Source organism: Sphingomonas sp. CCH9-F2 (assembly GCF_001556735.1).
GTDB classification, from domain to species: Bacteria; Pseudomonadota; Alphaproteobacteria; order Sphingomonadales; family Sphingomonadaceae; genus Sphingomonas; species Sphingomonas ginsenosidimutans.
In genome coordinates, this window is sequence record NZ_LSJO01000220.1 from 1 (window position 1) to 22271 (window position 22271).

24 protein-coding genes and 4 tRNA genes are annotated in these 22271 nt (G+C 69.2%); 17 read left to right on the forward strand and 11 right to left on the reverse strand.

Going from position 1 to position 22271, the window contains the following annotated elements; all coding sequences use genetic code 11:
- The 9 genes from gspK to AX685_RS06495 form a co-directional block, all read left to right on the forward strand.
- On the forward strand, nucleotides 1-718 hold a 718-nt coding region (gene gspK / locus AX685_RS06455; protein ID WP_066486630.1), incomplete at its 5' end, for a type II secretion system minor pseudopilin GspK.
- The gene (gene gspL / locus AX685_RS06460) at nucleotides 715-1809 is read left to right on the forward strand and encodes a type II secretion system protein GspL (protein WP_066486684.1); all 1095 of its coding nucleotides are present in this window, start codon (nucleotides 715-717) and stop codon (nucleotides 1807-1809) included. The genes gspK and gspL, both read left to right, overlap by 4 nt.
- Entirely contained in the window at nucleotides 1806-2285 is a 480-nt protein-coding gene (gene gspM, locus AX685_RS06465; RefSeq protein WP_066486638.1) for a type II secretion system protein GspM, read from the forward strand. Before gspL ends, gspM begins: the two co-directional genes overlap by 4 nt.
- A 4-nt stretch (nucleotides 2286-2289) precedes the next feature.
- Entirely contained in the window at nucleotides 2290-3009 is a 720-nt protein-coding gene (gspN, locus tag AX685_RS06470; protein ID WP_066486641.1) for a type II secretion system protein N, read from the forward strand.
- Nucleotides 3010-3089: 80 nt separating this feature from the next.
- Nucleotides 3090-3166, forward strand: a tRNA-His gene (locus tag AX685_RS06475).
- Nucleotides 3167-3269: 103 nt separating this feature from the next.
- Nucleotides 3270-4319, forward strand: a complete 1050-nt coding sequence (locus AX685_RS06480; RefSeq protein WP_066486643.1) for a Leu/Phe/Val dehydrogenase — start codon at nucleotides 3270-3272, stop codon at nucleotides 4317-4319.
- Between the two features lie 58 nt (nucleotides 4320-4377).
- Nucleotides 4378-5103 carry a heme ABC transporter permease CcmC gene (gene ccmC / locus AX685_RS06485; RefSeq protein WP_066486644.1) on the forward strand — a complete coding sequence of 242 codons (726 nt, stop codon included), beginning with the start codon at nucleotides 4378-4380 and terminating at the stop codon, nucleotides 5101-5103.
- 97 nt (nucleotides 5104-5200) lie between these two features.
- Nucleotides 5201-5641 carry a cytochrome c maturation protein CcmE gene (ccmE, locus tag AX685_RS06490; protein ID WP_066486654.1) on the forward strand — a complete coding sequence of 147 codons (441 nt, stop codon included), beginning with the start codon at nucleotides 5201-5203 and terminating at the stop codon, nucleotides 5639-5641.
- A complete protein-coding gene (locus AX685_RS06495; RefSeq protein ID WP_066486656.1) occupies nucleotides 5641-6273 on the forward strand; it encodes a hypothetical protein in 633 nt (210 codons plus the stop codon). The genes ccmE and AX685_RS06495 overlap by 1 nt, the downstream gene beginning before the upstream one ends.
- A 10-nt stretch (nucleotides 6274-6283) precedes the next feature.
- On the opposite strand, the gene AX685_RS06500 is transcribed toward AX685_RS06495, so the two are convergent.
- On the reverse strand, nucleotides 6284-6502 hold the full coding sequence (locus tag AX685_RS06500; protein WP_066486657.1) for a DUF3072 domain-containing protein: 219 nt from the start codon (nucleotides 6500-6502) through the stop codon (nucleotides 6284-6286).
- Nucleotides 6503-6658: 156 nt separating this feature from the next.
- Between AX685_RS06500 and AX685_RS06505 the strand changes: the two genes are divergently transcribed.
- From AX685_RS06505 to AX685_RS06520, 4 genes are all read left to right on the forward strand, one after another.
- On the forward strand, nucleotides 6659-8590 hold the full coding sequence (locus tag AX685_RS06505) for a potassium transporter Kup (RefSeq protein WP_066486659.1): 1932 nt from the start codon (nucleotides 6659-6661) through the stop codon (nucleotides 8588-8590).
- On the forward strand, nucleotides 8587-9102 hold the full coding sequence (locus AX685_RS06510; RefSeq protein ID WP_066486660.1) for a 2'-5' RNA ligase family protein: 516 nt from the start codon (nucleotides 8587-8589) through the stop codon (nucleotides 9100-9102). The genes AX685_RS06505 and AX685_RS06510 overlap by 4 nt, the downstream gene beginning before the upstream one ends.
- A gap of 66 nt (nucleotides 9103-9168) precedes the next feature.
- Nucleotides 9169-9245 (forward strand) — tRNA-Met (locus AX685_RS06515).
- A gap of 61 nt (nucleotides 9246-9306) precedes the next feature.
- Complete coding sequence (locus AX685_RS06520) at nucleotides 9307-9783, forward strand: HIT family protein (RefSeq protein WP_082740641.1); 477 nt, start codon at nucleotides 9307-9309, stop codon at nucleotides 9781-9783.
- Between the two features lie 23 nt (nucleotides 9784-9806).
- Here AX685_RS06520 and AX685_RS06525 read toward each other — a convergent pair whose 3' ends face one another.
- Nucleotides 9807-10328, reverse strand: a complete 522-nt coding sequence (locus tag AX685_RS06525; RefSeq protein ID WP_066486664.1) for a GNAT family N-acetyltransferase — start codon at nucleotides 10326-10328, stop codon at nucleotides 9807-9809.
- Nucleotides 10329-10382: 54 nt separating this feature from the next.
- Here AX685_RS06525 and AX685_RS06530 point away from each other — a divergent pair, with 54 nt between their 5' ends.
- Nucleotides 10383-11273 (forward strand): hypothetical protein, encoded by an 891-nt coding sequence (locus AX685_RS06530; RefSeq protein WP_156445706.1) that lies wholly within the window; start codon nucleotides 10383-10385, stop codon nucleotides 11271-11273.
- Nucleotides 11274-11279: 6 nt separating this feature from the next.
- Here AX685_RS06530 and rimO read toward each other — a convergent pair whose 3' ends face one another.
- Nucleotides 11280-12611 (reverse strand): 30S ribosomal protein S12 methylthiotransferase RimO, encoded by a 1332-nt coding sequence (gene rimO / locus AX685_RS06535; RefSeq protein WP_066486667.1) that lies wholly within the window; start codon nucleotides 12609-12611, stop codon nucleotides 11280-11282.
- Nucleotides 12612-12705: 94 nt separating this feature from the next.
- Between rimO and AX685_RS06540 the strand changes: the two genes are divergently transcribed.
- Nucleotides 12706-13797: an anhydro-N-acetylmuramic acid kinase gene (locus AX685_RS06540; RefSeq protein ID WP_066486669.1), complete on the forward strand. Its 1092-nt coding sequence runs from the start codon at nucleotides 12706-12708 to the stop codon at nucleotides 13795-13797.
- Here the strand turns inward: AX685_RS06540 and AX685_RS06545 are convergent.
- The 7 genes from AX685_RS06545 to aroA all read right to left on the reverse strand — a co-directional run bounded on the left by AX685_RS06545 (nucleotide 13781) and on the right by aroA (nucleotide 20279).
- The gene (locus AX685_RS06545) at nucleotides 13781-14209 is read right to left on the reverse strand and encodes a DUF4112 domain-containing protein (RefSeq protein ID WP_066486672.1); all 429 of its coding nucleotides are present in this window, start codon (nucleotides 14207-14209) and stop codon (nucleotides 13781-13783) included. The genes AX685_RS06540 and AX685_RS06545 overlap by 17 nt on opposite strands.
- A gap of 5 nt (nucleotides 14210-14214) precedes the next feature.
- A complete protein-coding gene (locus AX685_RS06550) occupies nucleotides 14215-15645 on the reverse strand; it encodes an ABC transporter substrate-binding protein (protein ID WP_231738640.1) in 1431 nt (476 codons plus the stop codon).
- A gap of 53 nt (nucleotides 15646-15698) precedes the next feature.
- A tRNA-Leu gene (locus AX685_RS06555) sits at nucleotides 15699-15782 on the reverse strand.
- 68 nt (nucleotides 15783-15850) lie between these two features.
- Nucleotides 15851-16129, reverse strand: coding sequence for an integration host factor subunit beta (locus AX685_RS06560; RefSeq protein WP_066486694.1), 279 nt, complete (start codon nucleotides 16127-16129; stop codon nucleotides 15851-15853).
- Between the two features lie 192 nt (nucleotides 16130-16321).
- Complete coding sequence (gene rpsA / locus AX685_RS06565) at nucleotides 16322-18028, reverse strand: 30S ribosomal protein S1 (RefSeq protein WP_066486674.1); 1707 nt, start codon at nucleotides 18026-18028, stop codon at nucleotides 16322-16324.
- A gap of 275 nt (nucleotides 18029-18303) precedes the next feature.
- Nucleotides 18304-18927 (reverse strand): (d)CMP kinase, encoded by a 624-nt coding sequence (locus tag AX685_RS06570; protein ID WP_066486697.1) that lies wholly within the window; start codon nucleotides 18925-18927, stop codon nucleotides 18304-18306.
- On the reverse strand, nucleotides 18924-20279 hold the full coding sequence (gene aroA / locus AX685_RS06575; protein WP_066486677.1) for a 3-phosphoshikimate 1-carboxyvinyltransferase: 1356 nt from the start codon (nucleotides 20277-20279) through the stop codon (nucleotides 18924-18926). Before aroA ends, AX685_RS06570 begins: the two co-directional genes overlap by 4 nt.
- 132 nt (nucleotides 20280-20411) lie before the next feature.
- Between aroA and AX685_RS06580 the strand changes: the two genes are divergently transcribed.
- Nucleotides 20412-20732, forward strand: a complete 321-nt coding sequence (locus AX685_RS06580) for a TIGR02300 family protein (protein ID WP_066486680.1) — start codon at nucleotides 20412-20414, stop codon at nucleotides 20730-20732.
- An 80-nt stretch (nucleotides 20733-20812) separates the two neighbouring features.
- Nucleotides 20813-20888 (forward strand) — tRNA-Ala (locus AX685_RS06585).
- Between the two features lie 210 nt (nucleotides 20889-21098).
- On the opposite strand, the gene AX685_RS06590 is transcribed toward AX685_RS06585, so the two are convergent.
- Nucleotides 21099-22271: EAL domain-containing protein (locus tag AX685_RS06590; protein WP_156445707.1), on the reverse strand; the 1173-nt coding region annotated here is incomplete at its 5' end.

Consider the following 22271-nt stretch of genomic DNA (forward strand, 5'->3'; position numbering starts at 1 on the left):
CGGCCTGCCGACCCCCGGCGGCACCGCCACCGCGCGAATCACCGACGGGGGCAATTGCTTCAACCTCAACAGCCTGGTGTCGCGCGCGATCGACGGGCGCTGGGTGGCGGACAGTGGGACGGTCGTGCAGTTCGCGCGGCTGATGCGGCTGCTGCGCGTCCCCGGCGGGGACACGATCGCGCCGGCGACCGCCGACTGGATCGACAGTGACGACGTTCCGCTGCCGGGCGGCGCCGAGGATTCCGGCTATCGTGGCTATCGCACCGCGGGCACGTTGATGGCGGACGTCAGCGAATGGCGCGCGGTGGCGGGGGTGACGCCGCAGGTCTATCGCGCGGTGCGTCCGTATCTGTGTGCGCTGCCGGTGGCCGAGCGCGCGACGATCAACATCAATACCCTGCTGCCTGAACAGGGTGCGTTGCTGGCGATGCTGTTGCCCGACACGCTGTCGCCGCAGCAGGCGGGCGCGGTGCTGTCGCGCCGCCCGCCCGATGGCTGGGCCGGCGTCGACCCGCTGTGGAACCAATTGTCGCTGACCGGCGGCGGGGGCGCGACGCCCGATCTGTCCGCCAAGCAGCAGACCGCGGTGACGACGCGCTGGTTCGCACTGGCGATCGACGTCGTCAACGGCAGCAGCGAATTGCACGAACAGGCGCTGATCGACGCGCGGGCCCTTCCCGTCCGGCTCGTCGCGCGGCAATGGGGGGACGCGACATGACCGCTGCCACGCTTCTTTTCCTGCCCCCCGACGAGTCGCTGCCGTGGCGATGGTGGCGCGTGGAAGGCGATGCGATCACCGAGGGGGAGGGCGTGCCCGATGCTCCGGGCGAGGAGGCCGCCGCCAACGTGATCGCGGTGGCGCCTGCCGATGCGGTGACGCTCCACTGGGCCGCGCTGCCCGCGCGATCGACCGCGCAGGCGGTGGCGGCGGCGCGGGTGGTGGTAAGCGATGCCACCGCCGAACCGGCGCACGACCTGCACGTCGCGGTCGGCGCCGAGCATGACGGTGACCGCGCGATCGCGGTCGTCGCGCCGTCGCGGATGCGCGCGTGGCTGGATGCGCTGGCGCAGCGCGGGCTGGACCCGGCGACGGTGGTGCCCGCCCCGCTGCTGCTGCCGATGCCCGAGGACGGCTACGTCCGCGCCGACCTGGCGGGGCAAAGCGTGGTGCGCGGGCGGACCAGCGGCTGGGCCGACGAGGCGCGGCTGACCGAACTGGTCACCGCCGGGCAGGAACCGGTGACGCTGGATCGCGGCGCGGTGCTGGCGGCGGTGGCCGCGACGCCGGCGCTGAACCTGCGACAGGGCGCGTTCGCGCGGCGGCAGCGGCGCGCGATCGACTGGGCATTGGTACGGCGGCTGGCGGTGCTGACCGGGCTGATCCTGTTGGCGACGCTGGCGATCGATGTGGTGCGGATCATGCGTTATTCGCTGGGCGCCGACGCGGTCGAGGCGCGTACCGCGATGATCGCGCGACAGGGCCTGCCGCGCGGTGCCAACGTCAGCGACGATGGCGCACAGAGCGGGCGCCTGCTCGCCGACCGGCTGGCGCGACTGCGCGGGCCGGGGCAGGGCTTCACCCGCACCGCCGCGGCGGCGTTCCAGATCGTCCAGTCGGTGCCCGACAGCGAGGTGACCGCGATCGATTTCGCCGCCGACGGCACGCTGAAACTGTCGCTGTCGGTGGCGGGCGAGGCGCAGGCCAACAGCGTCAAATCGCAGCTGGAGGGGGCGGGCTTCACCGTGGAATCGAGCGTGTTCCAGCAGGCCAACGGCCGGTTGACCGGCGACATGACGGTGCGGCCGTGAGCGCGCTGTCGCAATGGTTCACGGGCCGCAGCCTGCGCGAGCGGCGGCTGATCCTGGTGATGCTGGCGCTGGCGGCGGTGACGATCATATGGGCCGGGGTGATCCGTCCGGTGCGCGACGGCCTGTCGTCGTCGCGGGCGCGCTATACCGAGGCGGTGGTGACGCTGGGCGAGGCGCAGGCACGGCTGGCGCAGGTCAAGGCGATCCAGCGCCGCCAGCCGCCGCTGTCGCTGGGCGGGCCGCTGGCCGATGCGGTACGCACCCGCGCGGATGCCGCGGGGATCGTGCTGGGGAACGTCGACAATGACGGCGCCGACCGGGTGCGCGTATCGGTGCCGGCCGCACGGGCGGGTGCGCTGATGACGTGGATCGCGCGGTTGGAGAGCGAGGGCATCCTGGTCGATTCGCTCAATGTCGCCGCCGCCGGGCCGGGGGCGGTATCGGCGCAACTGGTGCTGACGGCGCGGGGGAGCTGAGGCGATGCGCATCCGGCTGGCGACGCGGCGCCGCACCTTGTTCCTGGCGATGTTCGCGGTGGCGATCGTCGTGTTCCTGCCGATGCGGCTGGCGCTCGGTTGGGCGGAGCTGGACGCGCAGGGCTTCACCGCGCGCGAGGTGCGCGGCAGCCTGTGGTCGGGGCGGCTGGTGGAGGCGCGGTTCGGCGACGTCGGGTTGGGCGACATGGACGCGGGCCTGTCGCCGCTGGCGCTGGCGATCGGGCGCGCGCGGATCGCGCTGGCGACGCGCACGCCCGATCCGGCGCAGCGGCTGGCGGGCGTCGTCGAAATCGCGCGCGGGCGCGCCGCGGTGCTGGGCGCGACCGGCCCGCTGGTGCCGGGCAATGCCTTCGCGCCCTTGCCGGTGACCGCGCTGAATCTGGACGAGGTGTCGGTGCGGTTCGTCGACGGCGCATGCGAGCAGGCGGACGGGCGTGTGCGCGCGGCCCTATCGGGTGCGTTCCTGGGCCAGCCGTTGCCCGGCGCGGTCAGTGGCACCGCGCGCTGCGATGCGGGTGCGCTGTTCCTGCCGCTGACCAGCGGCGCAGGGGAGGGCGTGGCACTGCGGCTGTGGCCCGACGGGCGCTATCGCGCCGAACTGACGCTAGTGCCCGGCGATCCGGCGATTGCGGCGCGGCTGGACGGTGCGGGCTTCGTCGCGAACGGCGCGGCGCGGACGCTGGCGGTGGAGGGGCGGTTCTGACGCCGACGGGGATCGTGCCGGCGCGCCGCCGAACCGCTTGACGGGATGCCCCCGTCGCCGCTAGGGGCACGGCCTTCGCGGCGATCGTAGCTCAGTTGGTTAGAGCATCGGTTTGTGGTACCGAGGGTCGCGGGTTCAAGTCCCGTCGATCGCCCCATTTCACCCACCCAATCCACGGCAATCGCTTTTGACTGGCCAACGGCCGTCAATAATAATATTGCGCGGGCCGGTAATTTTCGGCTGTGCGTGATGGAGCGACCATGACCTCCGTGTGGGACTATCCCGATTTCGACGCCCATGAGGGGCTGCATCTGTTCACCGACCCGGCATCAGGGCTGAAGGCGGTGATCGCGGTCCATTCGACCGCGCTGGGGCCGGCAGCGGGGGGCGTGCGCTTCTGGCATTACGCCGACGATGCCCGCGCGGTGACCGATGCGCTGCGGCTGTCGCGCGGCATGAGCTACAAGAACGCGATGGCGGGCCTCGAACTGGGCGGCGGCAAGGGCGTGGTGCTGGCGCCGGCGCCGGGCGCGGTCATCACCACCGAGCAGCTCGGGGCGTTCGGCCGCGCGGTCGAATCGCTCGGCGGGCGTTACGTCACCGCCGAGGATGTCGGCATGTCGGAGGCGCGGATGAAGGTGATCGCGCAGCACACGCGCTACGTCTCCGGCTTGCCGGTGGCGCAGGGCGCGGCGGGCGGCGATCCCGGGCCGTATACCGCGCACGGCGTCTATCTGGGCGTCAAGGCGGCGGCGAAGCGCGGGCTTGGCACCGACGACATGAAGGGCGTGCGCGTCGCGATCCAGGGTACGGGATCGGTCGGCGGCGGGCTGGCGCGCCTGCTGGCGAAGGACGGCGCGGTGCTGACCATCGCCGATGTCGATCGCGTGCGCGCCGAGGCGCTGGCGGGCGAGATCGGCGCCAACGTCGCCGCGCCGGAGTCGATCCTGTCGACCGATGCCGATATCGTCAGCCCCAATGCGCTGGGCGCGATCCTGACCGAGACGAGCATCCCGCAGTTGAAGGCGCGGATCGTCGCGGGCGGCGCGAACAACCAGCTCGCCACGCGCGAGGACGGGCGACGCCTGCACGAGGCGGGCGTGGTCTATGCCCCCGATTATGTCATCAACGCCGGCGGCATCATCAACGTCGGGCTGGAATATTTGGGCCATGGCGACGAGGCCGAGGTGATGGCGCGGATCGCGACCATCCCCGGACGCCTGCATCAGGTGTGGGACGAAGCGGCGGCGTCGGGCGATCCGACGGCGGACGTCGCCGACCGGATCGCACGGCGGCTGATCGGGCGATAGAACGCACCTGCAACAGACGGGGTGACGCGCGCGCCGGCTTGGCTTATCGATCCGGTTCGTGGCGACCCTTCATGCCTTGGCCAATCCCGCGCGCTTCCTGCGGATCGCGCGGCCGCTGACCCCGATCCTGTGGTGGATGGGGGCGGCGTTGATCGCGTTTGGGTGCTGGGCCGGGCTGACGCAGACCCCGCCCGACTATCTGCAGGGTGAGACGGTGCGCATCCTGTACATTCACGTCCCCGCCGCGTGGCTGGGGATGGGGGGATGGAGCGGCATTGCGATCAGCAGCATCGTCTTCCTCGTCTGGCGCCATCCGCTGGCAGGGGTGGCGGCGCGCGCGATCGCGCTGCCGGGCGCGGTGTTCGCCGCGATCTGCCTGGTCACCGGATCGATCTGGGGACGGCCGACGTGGGGGACGTGGTGGCAGTGGGATGGACGGCTAACGTCGATGCTGCTGCTGTTCTTCGTCTATCTGGGCTTCATCGCGCTGGCGAAGGCGGACCGCGAACGCGGCGGCGACGGGCGGATCCCGGCGCTGTACGGGATCGCGGGCACGGTGCTGCTGCCGATCATCCGTTATTCGGTGGTGTGGTGGAACACCCTTCACCAGGGCGCGAGCATCGGGCTGACCGGATCGTCGATCGACCGCGCGCTGCTGTGGCCGCTGCCGTTCATGCTGCTGGGGTTCAGCGCGCTGTTCGGCGCGATCGTGCTGATGCGGATGCGCGCGATGCTGGCGATCGCCAAGGCGGAGGCGCGGATGCAGCGGCGCGCGCGCGCATGAACCAGTGGGCGTTCGTCATCGCGGCCTATGCCGTGACGTTGGCGGGGACCGGCATCGTGGGGGCGCTCGCCTATCGCGCGATGCGGCGAGCCGAGAAGTGACCGCGAAGAACCAGCGGCTGATGCTGGTCGTGCTGGCGCTGGCGGCGCTGGGCGCGGCGGCGGTGCTGGCGCTATCGGGGCTGAAGGACCAGGCGGCGTTCTTCTATGCCCCCTCCGACGTGGCAGGCGGGTTGCCCGCGCCGGACAAGGCGGTGCGGCTGGGCGGGATGGTGCAAAAGGGATCGATCCGGCGCGCGGCCGACGGCGTGTCGATCACGTTCGTCGTCACCGACGGGCGCGCGACCACCCCGGTGACGTTCAGCGGGATCGCCCCGGACCTGTTCCGCGAGGGATCGGGCGTGGTGGCGGAGGGGCATTTCCGCCCCGACGCCTCGTTCGCGGCGACCAACCTGCTGGCCAAGCATGACGAGAAGTACATGCCGCCGCAGATGGCGGGCAAGATGCACGAGACGACGACGCTGAAGGACACGCACTGATGGGGTTCGTCGCGCTGGCGGCGCTGGGCCTCGCCGCTTTTGCGGCGATGTGGTGGATGAAACTGGATCGCGCCTTGTGGTCGACGGTCGGCGCGGCGCTGTTCCTGGGCGCGATCGGCTATGCGTGGCAGGGGCGGCCGTTGCTCGCCGCCGCGCCAGTGCAGCATCGCGCGACGACAACTGCGATCGTCCCCGAAGAGATTGCGATGCGCGACATGCTGTTCGGCCGATACACGCAGGACAGCGCCTATATCATGGCCGCCGATGCGATGACGCGCAGCGGCGACAGCAGCGCGGCGGCGCGCGCGGTGCTGGGCGGGCTGTCGCGGCTGCCGCGCAGCTTCATGCTCTGGACCTGGGCGGGCGTGACGCTGTCTGCCGATGCCGACGACCAGATGACGCCGCCCGCGCTACTGGCGTTCCGGCAGGCGGCGCGGCTGGCGCCGGACCATCCGGCGCCGCCTTATTATCTGGGGCTCACCTACATCCGCGCCGGGCAGCTGGCGCCCGCGCGGGCGGCATGGATGCGCGCGCTGGCGCTGTCGCCAGAGGGCGCGGACTATCGCCGCGAAATCGCGATCCGGCTGGCCGTTCTCGACCGGCTGATCGCGCTGCAACGCGACGCGCGCTGAGGCGGCGGGGTCAGCGCCCGCGCCCGGTCTGTTCCTGAAGCGCGTCGATCCGTTTCGAGGCGTCCGCCTTGGTCAGCCCGTCATCGAACGGCTCGCCCGCTTCCTCGCTCAACGTCTTGAGATAGCTGGCCTGCGCGCCGGTCATCGGCTCGTCCCCGGTGGTCCAGTCGGCGGGGTCCTTCTCCGCGTTGGAAAAGGGCTCGGCCTTCGGGTTGTGCGTGTCGGTCATCGTGTATCCTTTCGGTGACACAACCCCGATGTTTACCATATGTTCCGCGTTGCAGCCGCCCGGCCATGGTGCTAGGCGCGCCATCATGATGGGGACCTTAGCGGGCGAAAACGCCGTGGGCACGGTCAGCAACTCCGGTTCCTGTCGGAACGGGGCGTGAGCGACGTCGCTCCCGCGGGCACGGCGGATCCGGCGCAGCCGTCCGCCCCGCATCATCATGGCCAGCGCCAGGGATTGGCCGGGCTGGCGATCGGCGCGATCGGCGTCGTCTATGGCGATATCGGCACCAGCCCGCTGTATGCGATGAAGGAAGTGTTCGTCGGCCACCACCCGCTGGCGGTCGATCAGTTGCACATCTTCGGCGTCATCAGCCTGATGTTCTGGTCGCTGATGCTGATCGTGACGCTGAAATACGTTCTCATCATTCTGCGCGCCGACAATAACGGCGAGGGGGGGAGCCTCGCGCTGTTGGCGCTGATCCAGCGGCGCTCGGGCGCGGCGGGCGGAAAGCGCTGGGGGCCGAGCCTGGTGATGCTGGGCGTCGTCGCGACCGCCTTGTTCTTCGGCGACTGTATGATCACCCCGGCGATCTCGGTGCTGTCCGCGGTGGAAGGGCTGGCGACGGTCGAGCAGGGGTTCGATTCGTTCGTGCTCCCGATCGCGGTGACGATCCTGATCGCGCTGTTCTACCTCCAGTCGATCGGCACCGCGAAGGTCGGGCGGCTGTTCGGCCCGATCATGATCCTGTATTTCATCGTGCTGGCGGTGATGGGCGTGATGCACATCGCCGAGCGGCCCGACGTATTGTGGGCGCTGAATCCAGCCTGGGCGGTGCGCTTCGCCGTGACCGACGGGAAGCTCGCCTTCTTGGCGCTGGGTTCGGTGGTGCTGGCGGTGACCGGCGCGGAGGCGCTGTACGCCGACATGGGGCATTTCGGGCGCAAGCCGATCTCCTACGCGTGGCTCGGCTTCGTCCTGCCGGCATTGATGCTCAATTACCTGGGGCAGGGCGCGCTGCTGCTGGAAACGCCGGCGGCGGCGGTCAACCCGTTCTTCCTGATGGCGCCGGAGGACTGGCGTCTGCCGCTGGTCATCCTGGCGACGATGGCGACCGTCATCGCCAGCCAGGCGGTCATCACCGGCGCCTATTCGGTGGTGCAGCAGGCGGTGCAGCTTGGGCTGATGCCGCGCATCCGCATCACCCACACGAGCGCGTCCGAAGCGGGGCAGATCTATATCCCGGCGGCCAATTGGGCGCTGATGGTGATGGTGCTGCTGCTGGTGTTCGGGTTCGGCGAATCGTCCAACCTTGCCGCCGCTTACGGCATCGCGGTGACGGGGACGATGTTCATCTCCACCTGCATGGTCGGCGTGCTGATCCGGCGCGTGTGGCACTGGCCGATCTGGGCGGTGGCGCTGTTCGAGCTGGTGTTTCTGACCATCGACGGGCTGTATTTCGCGTCGAACCTGACCAAGGTGCCCGATGGCGGCTGGTTCCCGTTGCTGGTGGCGGTGATCGTGTTCGTGCTGCTGACCACCTGGTCGCAGGGGCGCAAGCTGATGCTGGAGCGGATGCGCGAGGCGGCGATGCCGATCCGCATCTTCATCGATTCGGCCGCCAGCAGCGCGACGCGCGTGTCGGGCACGGCGGTGTTCATGACATCGACGCCCGAAGGTGTGCCGCACGCGCTGCTCCACAACCTGAAGCACAATCGCGTCCTGCACGAGCGCGTCATCCTGCTGACCGTGCGCGTCACCGACATGCCCTTTTTCCCCAGCGACGACCGTTTCCTGCACGAGGATCTGGGGCAGGGGTTCCACCGCGTGATCCTGCGCTACGGCTTCATGGAGGAGCCGGACGTGCCGGCGAACCTGAAGTCGTTCGACGGATGCGGCGCGGCGTTCCGCATGATGGACACCAGCTTCTTCCTCAGCCGCCAGACGCTGCTCGCGTCGGAGCGGCCCGGGATGGCGATCTGGCGCGAGAAGCTGTTCGCCTGGATGCTGCGCAACGCCGAAAGCGCGATGGAATTCTTCCGCCTGCCCACCAACCGCGTGGTCGAGCTGGGCAGCCAGATCGAGATTTGAGCGCACCGCTCGCCCCAATCATCGTGAGCGCGCTGTTCGGGGCGAAGGATCAGGCGTTCCTTGATGCCGAGCGGCTGGCGCACTTCCCGCCCGAACGCAACCAACTGGCCGCGCACCTGACACTGTTCCACCACATCCCGCCCGGCGCGCTGGACGAGCTGCACCGGCGGCTGGGCGACGAGACGCGCGGCGTGCCGTCCCCCGCCGCGCGGCTGGCGGGCGTCTTCTCACTGGGACGCGGGGTGGCCTATCGCATCGACAGCCCCGAACTGGCGGCGATCCGCACGCGGCTGGCCGATGCGTTTCACGGGCTGCTGACGCCGCAGGACCAGGCGGGCTGGCGCGCGCACGTGACGGTGCAGAACAAGGTCGAGCCGGCGGTGGCCAGGGCGCTGCTGGTGCAGATGCAGGCGCGGTTCGTGGCGCGCCCGGTGGCGGTCGCCGGGCTGGCGGCATATTGGTATCGCGGTGGTCCGTGGGAGTTGATCCGGCGTTATCCGTTCGCCGCTTGACCGCGCCGTTCCGGCTGCTATAGCCCGCGCCTCACGAGCGGTTCGGCGCTCCCGCAGATGCGGTGAGGCGGAGTAGCTCAGCTGGTTAGAGCACGGGAATCATAATCCTGGGGTCGGGGGTTCAAGTCCCTCCTCCGCTACCAACCGCTCGTGACATTCCACCTAGCCGGTCGATATGATGCCGCCGTTTCAGGGGGCGGGGCGATGATGTGGACAATGGCGTTGGCGTTGCAGGCGGCGGTCACGGTGCCGCGCTGTCCGCTGGATGCACCCTATGACCCGCGCAATCCGTTCGCGCAGATCCTGGCGGGCAAGGCACCCGCGAGCATCGTCGCTGAGACCCGGGACATGATCGCGCTGGTGCCGATCGCCTGGGAACGGCCGGGGCATGTGCTGGTGATTCCGCGGCGCGCGGTGCGCAATCTGGACGACATGACCGCGACCGAGATGGCCGACGCGCTGCTGCTAGCCCGCCGGATAGCAGCGGCGCAGCGGCGCGCGTTCGGCAACACCGGCTATGTCATCCAGCAGAACAACGGCGGCGGCGCGCAGCACGTCTGCCACGTCCATTTCCACGTGATCCCGAACACGCCGTTGGACAAAGTGGAGCACGCCACGCCGGCGCAGATGCAGGTGATCGCCGATCGGCTCACGGCAGCGCTAAAGGCGCTGAGCGAGTAGAAGGGGTCAGCGGTGGCGCCGCGTCAGCGTAACTGGCGCGCGAAGACGTGGCTGGTCATCGTGAAGCCGGCGCGTTCGAAGAAGGCGTGCGCGCGCGTATTGCGCACACCGCTTTCCAGGAACAGCCAGTCGATGCCGGCGCCACGCACCCGTTCCTCGATCATCGCAATCAGACGCGTGCCGATGCCATGCGACCGGGCTTCGGGGGCGACCGCCATATCCTCCAGCACGGCGAAGCGGCGGCGCGCGGTCTGTTCCCACGCGACGACCGCCATGCCCAGGATCGCGCCCTGCGCATCGCGGGCGAGGAGCAGGTCGCGATCGTCCCCCAGCGCGGCGAAGTCATCGGCATAGAGGTCGGCGAGCGCGGGCGCCCAGGTGTCGGCGTCGATGCTCAGCCCGGTCTGTATCTCGCCATGGCTGATGTAGGCGGTATCGCCGCCGATGATCCGCCCGGCAAAGGCCGAGGCCTGCGCGGCGGCAGCGGGCGAGCCGTCCCAAGCGAGCGTGATCGCGGATGGTGCCGATCGGTCGTCCTGCGTCACGCCTGCTTCCTTCTCGCTCCGAAACGAATGTGAGTGGCGTAGCATCGAGCGACGATGCGTGCCATCCTGCGAGCGCTGTCGCGAACGACGGTAGTTCAACCGGGGGGATGGACGATGATTGGGGAGATTGCGGGTGCCGCCGCGGGATGGGCGGGCGCGTTCGACGCCTTCGTGCGCGGCCACGCTTATATCCCGGCCCTGCTCGGCCCGATGATCACCGGCTTTGGTGTGTTCTTCACCGGCTTCCAGATCCGACGAAGCGGCAAGCAGTACAAGACCGAGCAGGGGTGGAAGCGATCGGAGCTGGTGCGCTCGTACCTGTCGCAGATGTCGACCGACGCGAATCTGGCGCTGGCGCTGCGCGTTCTGGATTGGCGCAGCGGGCCGGCGCAGATCCCGCAACAATTCCAGCCGCTATTCGATGTGGTCGAAGGGCAGTCGCCGCGTCCGGTATGGCACGCCGATCCACCCGGGAAAGGCTATTTTCGGATCGACTGGGGGCGCTTCGTCCGGTCGCTGGAGGTGATGCGCGATCCGGAATGGGAAAGTGCTGACATGTTCACGTACCGTACCTGTTTCGATGCCTTCTGCACCTTCCTGCAATCGGTGGCGGACGATGTGCGCTCGATCAGCGTAACGCCATCCGAATATGCCGACCTCAGCTTCTACTGCCACCGCGTCCTGTTTCCCAAGGATCATAAGCGCAAGGACGACGAGGCTGCGGGGAGGAAGCTGCGCAAGTATATCGAAGTCTATTATAACAAGCGCACCTTCCGCATTATGGCGCGCATTGCCGAGGAATATGCGAAGGAGCACAAGGACGAGCCCAACATCCCGTCCGTGACATTTCCGGAGTTCTTCCCGCCTGAGGTGCCGCAGGGACGACGCGCAAGGTTCGCGGCGCAACTGCGTACTACCTACACTCGGATCGGAACGGTAAGCTGACTGACGTCAGGCCGCCACCCCGAACAAGTCATGCTCGTCGGCGTCCTCGATCGTGACGCGGACGATGTCGCCCGGTGCCAGATGGCCGGCGTCGCGCAGATGAACCTCGCCGTCGATCTCCGGGGCGTCGGCCTTGCTGCGGCCGGTCGCGCCGCCGGTGTCGGCGTCGACCGCGTCGATGATGACGTCGAGCGTGCGGCCGACCTTGGCGGCCAGCTTCGCGGTGGAGATGGCGGCGGTACGCTCCATGATGCGGGCGTAGCGTTCCTCCTTCACCTTCTCGGGGACGGGATCGGGCAGCGCGTTGGCGGCGGCGCCTTCGACGGGTTCGAAGCGGAACGCGCCGACGCGGTCGAGCTGCGCTTCGTCCAGCCAGTCGAGCAGATATTGGAAATCCGCCTCCGTCTCGCCGGGGAAGCCGACGACGAAGGTCGAGCGGATCGCGATATCCGGGCAGATTTCGCGCCACGCCTTGATCCGGCCGAGCACCTTGGCGTCGTTCGCGGGCCGTTTCATCCGGCGCAGGACCGCGGGCGCGGCATGCTGGAACGGAATGTCGAGATACGGCAGCACCAGCCCGTCCGCCATCAGCGGGATCACCTGGTCGACGTGCGGGTAAGGATAGACGTAGTGGAGCCGCACCCAGGGGGCGATGCGCCCCAGCTCACGCGCCAGATCGGTCATGTGCGGGCGCACCTCGGCTCCCTTCCACATCCGCGGCTGATCGCGGATGTCGATGCCATAGGCGGAGGTGTCCTGGCTGATGACCAGCAGTTCCTTCGTGCCCGCGGCGACCAGCTTCTCCGCCTCGCGCAGGATCGCGTCGGGGCGGCGGCTGACCAGATCGCCACGCAAGCTGGGGATGATGCAGAAGGAGCAGCGGTGGTTGCAGCCCTCCGAAATCTTGAGATAGCTGTAGTGGCGCGGCGTCAGCTTCAGCCCGGCATCGGGGATCAGATCGACAAAGGGGCTGATCGCGGCGGGGGCGGCGGCATGGACCGCCTCCACGACCTGTTCGTACTCGTGCGCGCCGGTGATGGCGAGCACCTCCGGGAAGCGCGCGCGGATCGCCTCGGCTTCCTTGCCCATGCAGCCGGTGACGATGACGCGGCCGTTCTCCGCAATCGCCTCGCCGATCGCCTCCAGCGATTCCTCCTTGGCGGAATCGAGGAAGCCGCAGGTGTTGACCAGCACCACGTCCGCGCCGGCATAATCGGCCGACATCTGATAGCCGTCGGCGCGCAGCTGCGTCAGGATCCGCTCGCTGTCGACCAGGTTCTTCGGACAGCCGAGCGAGACCATGCCCACGCGGGGCGGAGAGGGAAGTTGCGTTGCCATGAGATCGCGCGGACATAATGCGGGACGGGCCGATTTGCCAGTATCGCGTGTCGGGGGATAGGAGCGGGCGTGAAACGGCGATGATGGAGCGACGATGCTGGCAGTGGGTTTGATGTCGGGGACGTCGCTGGACGGGATCGACGCGGCGCTGATCGAAACCGACGGGGAGGCGCAGGTGCGCGCGCTGGCGTTCCGCGGTGAGCCGTTCTCCGACGCGGCACGCGCGCAGCTGGCGGAGGCGACCGCGCTGGCACTGGCGTTCGAGCGCCCGCGCGCCAGCCCGCCGCTGGTGGCCGCAGAGGAGCTCATCACGCGCACCCATGTGCTGGCGGTGCAGAAACTGTTGCGCGACGCCGGGGTCGCGGCGACGGATGTCGGCGTCATCGGTTTCCACGGCCAGACGGTCGCGCATCGCCCCGACCGGCGCTGGACCTGGCAGATCGGCGACGGGCAGGCGATGGCCGACGTGACCGGTATCACCACCGTCGCCGATTTCCGCAGCGCCGACGTCGCCGCCGGGGGGCAGGGGGCGCCGCTGTTGCCGGTCTATCACGCGGCGCTGGCGGCTGGGCTGGACAAGCCGGTCGCGGTGCTGAACCTGGGCGGGGTGGCGAACGTCACGCTGATCGGCGCGGACGGCGAACTGGCGGCGTTCGATACCGGGCCGGCCAACGGCCTGATCGACAGCTGGATGGAGCAGGAGACGGGCGAGCGGTTCGACCGCGACGGCGCGCTGGCGGCACAGGGGCAGGTCGATCAGGGCATCCTGACCGCGATGCTGGACCATCCGTTCTTTGCCGCGCCCTACCCCAAGTCGCTCGACCGCAACGATTTCACGATCCAGCCGGTGCGCGGCCTGTCGGCGGCGGACGGCGCGGCGACGCTGACCGCCTTCACTGCGGCGACCGTGGCCGAGGGGCTGCGACTGCTGCCGCAGGCGCCGCGCCGGTTGCTGGTGGCCGGCGGCGGGCGGCTCAACCCGACGCTGATGGCGATGCTGGCGCAGCACATCGGACTGACGCCGGAGCCGGTCGACGCGCTGGGCTGGAACGGCGACGGGCTGGAGGCGGAAGGCTTCGCCTATATGGCGGTGCGCACGCTGAAGGGGCTGCCGATCAGCTTCCCCGGCACCACCGGCGCGCCGCAGGCGATGGCGGGCGGCACGGTGTTCAGGCCGAAGGGGTGATCGTCACCGTCGCGGGGTGGTGCTTGTCGAGATATTTGCGGATGCGTTTTACGTTGCGGGTGTTGGAGCGGTAGAACAGGTCGGCTGCGTCGCCGATCAACGGCACCGCGCCCAGCATCGCGTCGAACCCGACCCGCGCGGTCATCGCCATCACCGCCGCGCGCCCCATGCCCAGGTTGCGCGCCTCCCACACGATCCACATTCCCATCGCGGCCGCGGCGAGATCGCCGACGACGGGGACGAGGCCGAGAATCGCGTCCAGCCCGACGCGGCGGTTAAGGCCGGGGACGACGAACATCCCCTCCAGGAGCTGCTCCATCGCCTCCACGCGGCGGCGCACCGACGCCGGATCGCGACCGGTCGGCAGGGTGGAGAGAATCGAACCGCCGAGCGGCGTGGGACGGGCGTTCATGCCCCTTAATTGGTATCGGCGCGCAGCCGGTTCAACGGGTGCCACGCGCGCGCATTGCCTTGCCACTGGCGCAGCCGAAGCGCGACCAGCGACCAGCGGAACGGCCGTGCGAACGGGATGAAGGCGACGTCGGCGGCCATCGCGGCATCGGCGGCGGCGATGGCGCGGGCGCGGTCGTCCAGCGTCGGGGCGAGGCGCGCGGCCTCGATCGCGGCGCGCGCCACGTCGGAGCAGGCCACGCACGCCTCCGCCAGATACCAGCGCGCGCTGTCATAGGGGGCGACGCGGTCGATCCAGACGAGATCGGCGTCCGCCGCGTCGAGCGGCACGCGGACCGGGCGGACGCCGATCGCGATTAGGTCACGTGCGATCCGCCCCCACAGCAACGTACCGCCCGGACCGCCCGGCAGCGCGACCGTGACGCGCGGGACGCCGTTGGTGGCACGCCACGCCGCTACCCGCGCCTGCGCGGCGGCGACGCGCTGATCGGGCGGCACCAGCGACCAGGCAGGCAGCGCGGGGGCGCTCGCCGAATCGAGCTGTTCGGGCAGGATCGTCTCGCGCATCGCCCAGTCCGGGGACACGCTGTTGCCGATGTCGGCGCGGTCGAACGCCTGCGCCAGCGCGGCGCGATCGGCGGGATCGGCAAGGAAGCCGGTGCGCCGTGCCACCGCCAGCCCGGCCAGTCCGGCGGCGGGATCGATGCGGATATTGGCCGGGCCGGTGCCGGCCGCCTGCACGATCGGCCAGTCGGACAGCGTTCCGCCGGTCACCATGTCCGACGATCGTTCGACGAAGCGCAGGATCGCGGTGGCGGCGCGTTCGCCGCGCAACCGCACATTGTCCTCCGGCGCAGGGCCGTCCTCGTCGGGATCGCGATCGGGATCGGGCGCCGGGGTCAGCAGGATCGCGCCGTCGCCAAGGTCGCGGCGGCGGAACGGCCCGGCGCCGGCCCGCGGACGCGCGCGCACCACCGCCATCTCGGGCTGGGCGAACAGCTTGAGCAGATCGGGGCGCGGGCGCGACAGTTCGACCTCGATCACCTCCGGCGTCATTTCCACGATGCCGGTGATGGCGCTGAGATAGGGGGTGAGCGGATTGCCCGATCCGGAAGCGATCTGCCGCCGCAGCAGGGCCACCACCTCCGCCGCGCGCACCGGCGCGCCATCCGCCCATTCCGCGCGGCGCAGGCGGAAGATGTAGCTCATGCCGTTGTCGGTGACGATCCAGCGTTCGGCGATCCCCGGCTCGATCTGCCCGGAGGCATCGAAGCGGACCAGCCCTTCGGCCAGCGAATCGGTCAGCAGGCGGTCGGGAGGCGACAGGTCCGCGCGGTCGCGCGCCGCGAGGTCGGGTGTACCGCCGATGACGCTGACGATCACCGCGCCGACATCGGGGCGGCGCCCGCAGGAGGCGGTGGCGGCAAGGGCGAGCAACGCCAGCGCGGTAACGGCCGGTGCGCGGCGACCGGGCGCTTCGCGCGCACCGATGGTGCGGACGGCGGGACTCGAACCCGCACGCCATGGGCAGAAGATTTTAAGTCTCCAGCGTCTACCGATTCCGCCACGTCCGCGCATCGCGCTCCCTCGAAGCGGTTGGCGCGCGCGGCGTCAAGCGCCAGCGTACCGCAGGCGCCGCGGCTCAGACGTTCAGACGAGTGCGCATTTCCTTGCCGGGCTTGAAGAACGGTACGCGCTTCGCCTCGACATCGACGGTTTCGCCGGTGCGCGGGTTGCGGCCGGTCCGCGCATCGCGCGCACGGGTGGAGAAGGCGCCGAAGCCGCGCAGCTCAACGCGCCCGTTCGCAGCCAGCCGCAGCACGATCTCGTCAAAGAAGGCGGCAACGATCGCCTCGACGTCGCGGATTGAAAGTTCCGGATTTTCCGTCGCCAGCGATTGCACCAATTCCGACCGAATCATCTTCCGCTTTGTCCCCATTACGTGACGTTTGTCTCGTATAAAGCTGATACAGGTAAGTTTCCTGCGTTGGTAGCACCGCATCGACACGAAACGCGCAAAACGGGTCACTCCGGTACATCGCTGGCCCATAACGCAAAAAGGGGGAGCGGCATCTGCCACTCCCCCGTTTCGACAGCAAGTGTCGACGGCCGCTTACTTCTTGGTGTCGCGCGCCTTCAGCGCCTCGCCCAGGATGTCACCCAGCGATGCACCCGAATCGGACGAACCGTACTGCGCCACGGCCTGCTTCTCCTCGGCGATCTGCATCGCCTTGACCGAGAAGGTCGGCTTCTTCGAACGATCGAAGCCGGTGACCATCGCGTCGAACTTCTGGCCGACCTGGAAGCGCTCCGGACGCTGCTCGTCGCGGTCGCGGCCGAGATCGGTGCGCTTGATGAAGCCGGTCGCGCCATCGTCGCCCGCCTGCACCTCGAGGCCCGCGTCGCGGACTTCCAGCACGGTGACGGTGATGACCTGGTTCTTGCCCAGGCGGTCCCCGGCGCCGGCGACGACCGGACCACCACGCTCGAGCTGCTTCATGCCGAGCGAGATGCGCTCCTTCTCCGGATCGATGTCGAGCACCACGGCCTGAACCGTCTCGCCCTTGCGGTGCAGGTTCAGCGCGTCCTCACCCGACACGCCCCAGGCGATGTCGGACATGTGGACCATGCCGTCGACGTCGTTGTCCAGGCCGATGAACAGGCCGAACTCGGTCGCGTTCTTGACTTCGCCCTCGACGGTCGAACCGATCGGATGCGCGGCGGCGAACGCCTCCCATGGGTTGGCCTGCGCCTGCTTGAGGCCCAGCGAGATGCGACGCTTGTCTTCGTCGACCTCCAGCACCATCACATCGACTTCCTGGCTGGTCGACACGATCTTGCCCGGGTGGACGTTCTTCTTGGTCCAGGACATTTCGCTGACGTGGACCAGGCCCTCGATGCCCGCTTCCAGTTCCACGAACGCACCATATTCGGTGATGTTCGTGACGCGGCCCGACAGCTTCGCGCCGACCGGATACTTGGCGGCGGCGCCGTCCCACGGATCGCTCTCGAGCTGCTTCATGCCCAGCGAGATGCGCTGCGTGTCCTTGTTGATGCGGATGATCTGCACCTTCACGGTGTCGCCGATGTTGATCATCTCGCTCGGGTGCGCGACGCGCTTGTAGCTGAGGTCGGTGACGTGCAGCAGGCCGTCGATGCCGCCCAGATCGACGAAGGCGCCGTAATCGGTGATGTTCTTCACCACGCCGTCGATGATCTGGCCTTCATGGAGCGACTGGATCAGGCCCGAACGCTGCTCGGCGCGGGTCTCTTCCAGCACGGCGCGGCGCGACACGACGATGTTGCCGCGCTTGCGGTCCATCTTCAGGATCTGGAACGGCTGCGGGATGTCCATCAGCGGGGTGACGTCGCGCACCGGGCGGATATCGACCTGCGAGCCCGGCAGGAACGCCACGGCGCCGTTCAGGTCGACGGTGAAGCCGCCCTTGACGCGGCCGAAGATCACGCCTTCGACGCGCGCGGTCTTGCTGAATTCCAGCTCCAGCTTGTCCCAGGCGGCTTCGCGGCGGGCGCGGTCGCGGCTGAGCATCGCTTCGCCGTGCATGTTCTCGACGCGGTCGACATAGACTTCGACTTCGTCGCCGACCTTCAGTTCGGCCTTCTGGCCCGGCGCCGGCGCGAATTCGCGCAGCGGCACGCGGCCCTCGCTCTTGAGGCCGACGTCGATGACGGCCAGATCATTCTCGATGCCGGTGACGGTGCCGAGCACCACGCGACCCTCGAAGCTGTCGGCACCGCCGAACATATCATCGAGCATCGCCGCGAATTCATCGCGCGAGGGAGTTGCCGCAGAGGCCATAAATTCGTTCGTCCTATTCGTTCGTTTCCGGCCAAGCGGTTGGTTCCGCTGGTCTTGGCCAAAACGCCGCGTCCGCCCCATGCGATACGCGGCATCCATGCGAACGGGGGTGCGAGGAAGCCGGCCGCCGATAAGCGAAAAGGCGCGAGGGGCCATGCCCGTCGCGCCATGCCTCCGCGAACCCCAGTCCGCCGGACCCGCGCGCCCTAGCGCAGGCGGGCGGGAAAGGCAAGGTTTCGCGGGGCCTGTGCGCCAAAGCTCCGTCGCGGGCCGCGTCAGGCGGCGCGGCGCGCCTCGACTAGCGCCACCGCCTTGGCGACGGCGGCCTCGATCGAGAGGAAGCTGGTGTCCAGCAGCACCGCATCGGCGGCGGGGATCAGCGGCGCGGTGGAGCGGCCGCTGTCGCGCTCATCGCGGGCGCGGATATCGGCCAGCACCTGATCGTAGCTGGTCGATTTGCCGCGCGATTTCAGCTCGGCGAAGCGTCGCTGTGCGCGGATCGTCGGGGTGGCGCGGACGAACAGCTTGGCGGTGGCGTCCGGCGCGATGACGGTGCCGATGTCGCGCCCATCGAGTACCGCGCCGCCATCCTGATGCGCGAACCTTTTCTGCCGCTGCATCAGCGCGGCGCGCACCAGCGGATGCGCGGAGACGATCGAGGCGACCTGCCCGACCTCGTCGTCGCGCAACACCGGGTCGGCGAGCGTCAGCTCGTCGAAATCGCACGCGGCGACGCTATCGGCTTCCTGCGTCGGATCCAGCTCCAGCCGCATCACCGTCGCGGCGACCGCACGGTACAGCAGCCCGGTGTCGAGGTGCGGCAGGTGGTAATGTTTCGCCAGAGCCTTGGCGATCGTGCCCTTGCCCGATGCGGCGGGACCGTCGACGGCGATGATCATCGGTTCATCCATTGCGGCATGGCGCCCAGCGAGCGCGCGGTATCAACGAAGGCCGGGTAGCTGGTGGCGATCGGCGCTGCATCATCGATGATGACGGCATCGCGCGCATGCATCCCGGCGACCGCCATGCTCATCGCGATGCGATGGTCGAGCAGCGAGGCGACGCGCGCGTCGCGCGTGCCGGGCAGGGGATCACCGTCGCGCCCCTCGATCGACAGGCCGTCGTCATGCTCCGACACGCGCACACCGGCGAGGCCCATCGCGGCGGCCATCGCGGCAATGCGATCCGATTCCTTGACGCGTAATTCGTGCGCGCCGCGCGCCACGGTGGTGCCGCGCGCGAAGGCGGCGGCGACGAACAGGATCGGATATTCGTCGATCATGCTGGGGGCCAGATCCGGCGGCACCTCGATCGCGGTCAGCGACGCGTGACGCACGCGCAGGTCGGCGACCGGCTCCCCGCCGACGTCGCGCCGGTCCCGTTCCTCGATCGACGCGCCCATCATGCGCAGCGCGGTGACCAGCCCGATGCGCGTCGGATTCATCAGGACGTTGCGGATCGTCACGTCCGACCCCGGCACCACCGAGGCGGCGACCATCCAGAAGCCCGCGGACGAGGGATCTCCGGGCACCTCGATATCCTGCGCGCGCAATTCCGCCTCGCCGGTGATCGCGATCAGGCGCCCCTGCGGCGTCTCTTCCACCGTCAGGTGCGCGCCGAAGCCGCGCAGCATCCGCTCGCTATGGTCGCGCGTCGGCACGGGTTCGATCACGCGGGTGATGCCAGGCGTGTTGAGGCCGGCGAGCAGCACCGCCGACTTCACCTGCGCCGAGGCGACCGGCAGCGTATAGTCGATCGGCACCGCAGGACATAGGCCGCGCATCGTCAGCGGCAGGCGATCGCCCGGCGCGGTCGTGAAGCTGGCGCCCATCCGCGACAGCGGCTCCGTCACGCGCGCCATCGGCCGCTTCGACAGGCTGGCGTCGCCGACGAAGGTGGCGGTGATCGCATGGCTGGCGACCAGCCCCATCAACAGCCGCGTCGAGGTGCCCGAATTGCCCATGTCGAGCGCGACCTGCGGCTGGAGCAGCCCGCCGACGCCGACGCCATGGACATGCCACACGCCATCCGCCGCGCGTTCGATCTGGGCGCCCATCGCGCGCATCGCGCCGGCGGTGGCGAGCACGTCCTCCCCCTCCAGCAGCCCCGAAATCCGGCTTTCGCCCACCGCCAGCCCGGCGAACATCAGCGAGCGGTGGCTGATCGACTTGTCTCCCGGCACGGTCAGCGTGCCGACCAGTGGACCGGAGGCCGCGATCGAGAGAGGGCGGGCATGCGCGGAATGGGACATCAGGGCAGGGACACCGGATCGACAGGGTGGGAAAGCCGCGCAGCCTTGCCAGCCGCCTTGCGCTATGGCAAGGCGCGCCCCACTTCGGCGGGCAACACTGTCGATTCACCCATCCGAAAGGCTGAAAACGGCATGATCAAGCCGGAATGGGGCACGAAGCGTACGTGCCCGAAATGCGCGACGCGTTTCTACGATCTCGAGAAGAACGACCCCGTCACCTGCATCGAATGCGGCTACGCGTGGGAACCGGAACCGATCCTGAAGTCCAAGCAGCCGCTGCCGTTCGAGCAGGTGAAGGCCGACAAGCAGGAGGCCGATTCCGACCTGGCCGGTGACGACGAGGATCTGGCGCCCGCGGACGACGAGGAAGTGTCGGCGGACGACGAAGTCGATCTGGGCGGCGACGACGACCTGGGCGTGGAAACGTCCAACGACGACGACGAGAATATCTGACGAAAAAAAGATTGGCAGGCGGCTCGCGCCGCTTGCCAATGTTCGAGCAGCCCGCTAGTGGGCTGCCTCCCGGACGGAATGGGGCCGTAGCTCAGCTGGGAGAGCGTCGCAATGGCATTGCGAAGGTCAGGGGTTCGATCCCCCTCGGCTCCACCATTCCAGGTTCCCGGGTCCGCTTGATCGCAGGTTGGTTCGCCGCGGGGCGATGATACGGCCCGGTCGACCGAGCGCAGCGGCCCTTTATCTCCACAAATCATTCGCGCAGGCATCGGCCCACCGCTGTTGCGGTGCGAGGATGACGTGCCCCGCCGCCTCTCTCTCGCCAATGAGCCGATCGCGCGCCGCGGTGGCGGTGGCGCGGTGGTGTCAGGCGGCGTGTTCGTCGGCCATCGCCAGCCGCTCGATCAACTGATCGTAACCGAGCGGACGGCTGATGAGATAGCCCTGCGCATAATCGCAGTGCAGCCTCGTCAGCAGGGCGAGCGTTTCGGCCTCCTCGATGCCTTCGGCCACCACGGTCAGGCGCAGCGCGTGTGCCAGTTCGATGGTCGAGCCGACCAGCGCGGCATCCTCGGCACGTTCGTGCGCGAATTGGACGAAGCGACGGTCGATCTTCAGTTCGCTGAGGGGCAGGCGCTGGAGATAGCTGAGCGTCGACTGGCCCGTCCCGTAGTCGTCCATCGAGATCGCGATCCCGCGCGCGCGGAAATGGTGCAACGTGGCCACCGCGGCATCGGCGTCCGCCATCGCGGCGGATTCGGTCACTTCGAAGATCAGCGTGTCGAGCGCGACGGGCGCATCGTCGAGCAGCGCGTCGGCGGCGCTGGTGAACGCCGCGCTGGTCAGCAGCTTGGCGGAGATGTTGACGGCTGCGGTCATGCGGTGGCCGGCGTCATGCCAGCGCGCGGCGTCGCGCAGCACGATGCCGAGCACATGCAGCGTCAGCGTTCCGATCCGGTCGGACTGTTCGGCCAAGGGAATGAAGGCGTCGGGCGGCACCAGGCCGCGGTCGGGATGGCGCCAGCGGACCAGCGCCTCCACGCTGGCGATGCGGTTCGATGCCAGCGCGAGTTTGGGTTGATAGTGCACCTCGATCTGCCCGGCGGCGATCGCGGCATCCAGTTCGCCCATCAGCGTCACCGATCGTTCCAGCTGGTCGCGGTCGATCGACGCCGAGCGCCAGAACACGCCCTCAGCCTCCGCCTGCGCCGCCGCGAGCGCGGCGGTCGCCAGTTGACCGTCGACCGTCACGCCGACCGAGAGCGCCACATCGACCTTGCGCCCCGCAACCTCGACCGGCTGGATCAACAGCGCACGCGCGCCGGACAGGATTTCGCCGACGTCGGCATCGGTCGGCAGCGCCATCGCCAGTTGGTGGCTGCGCACACGGTAGACGTAGCCGTCCGCGCTGGCGAGGCGAAGCCGCTCCGCGGTACGCACGATCGCCTGCGCCACCTCATCGGCGCCCAGCACCGCCGATAGCGGTTCCAGGTTGGTGACCTGGACCAGCGCCAGCACCGGCGGACGATCGCCGCGGCC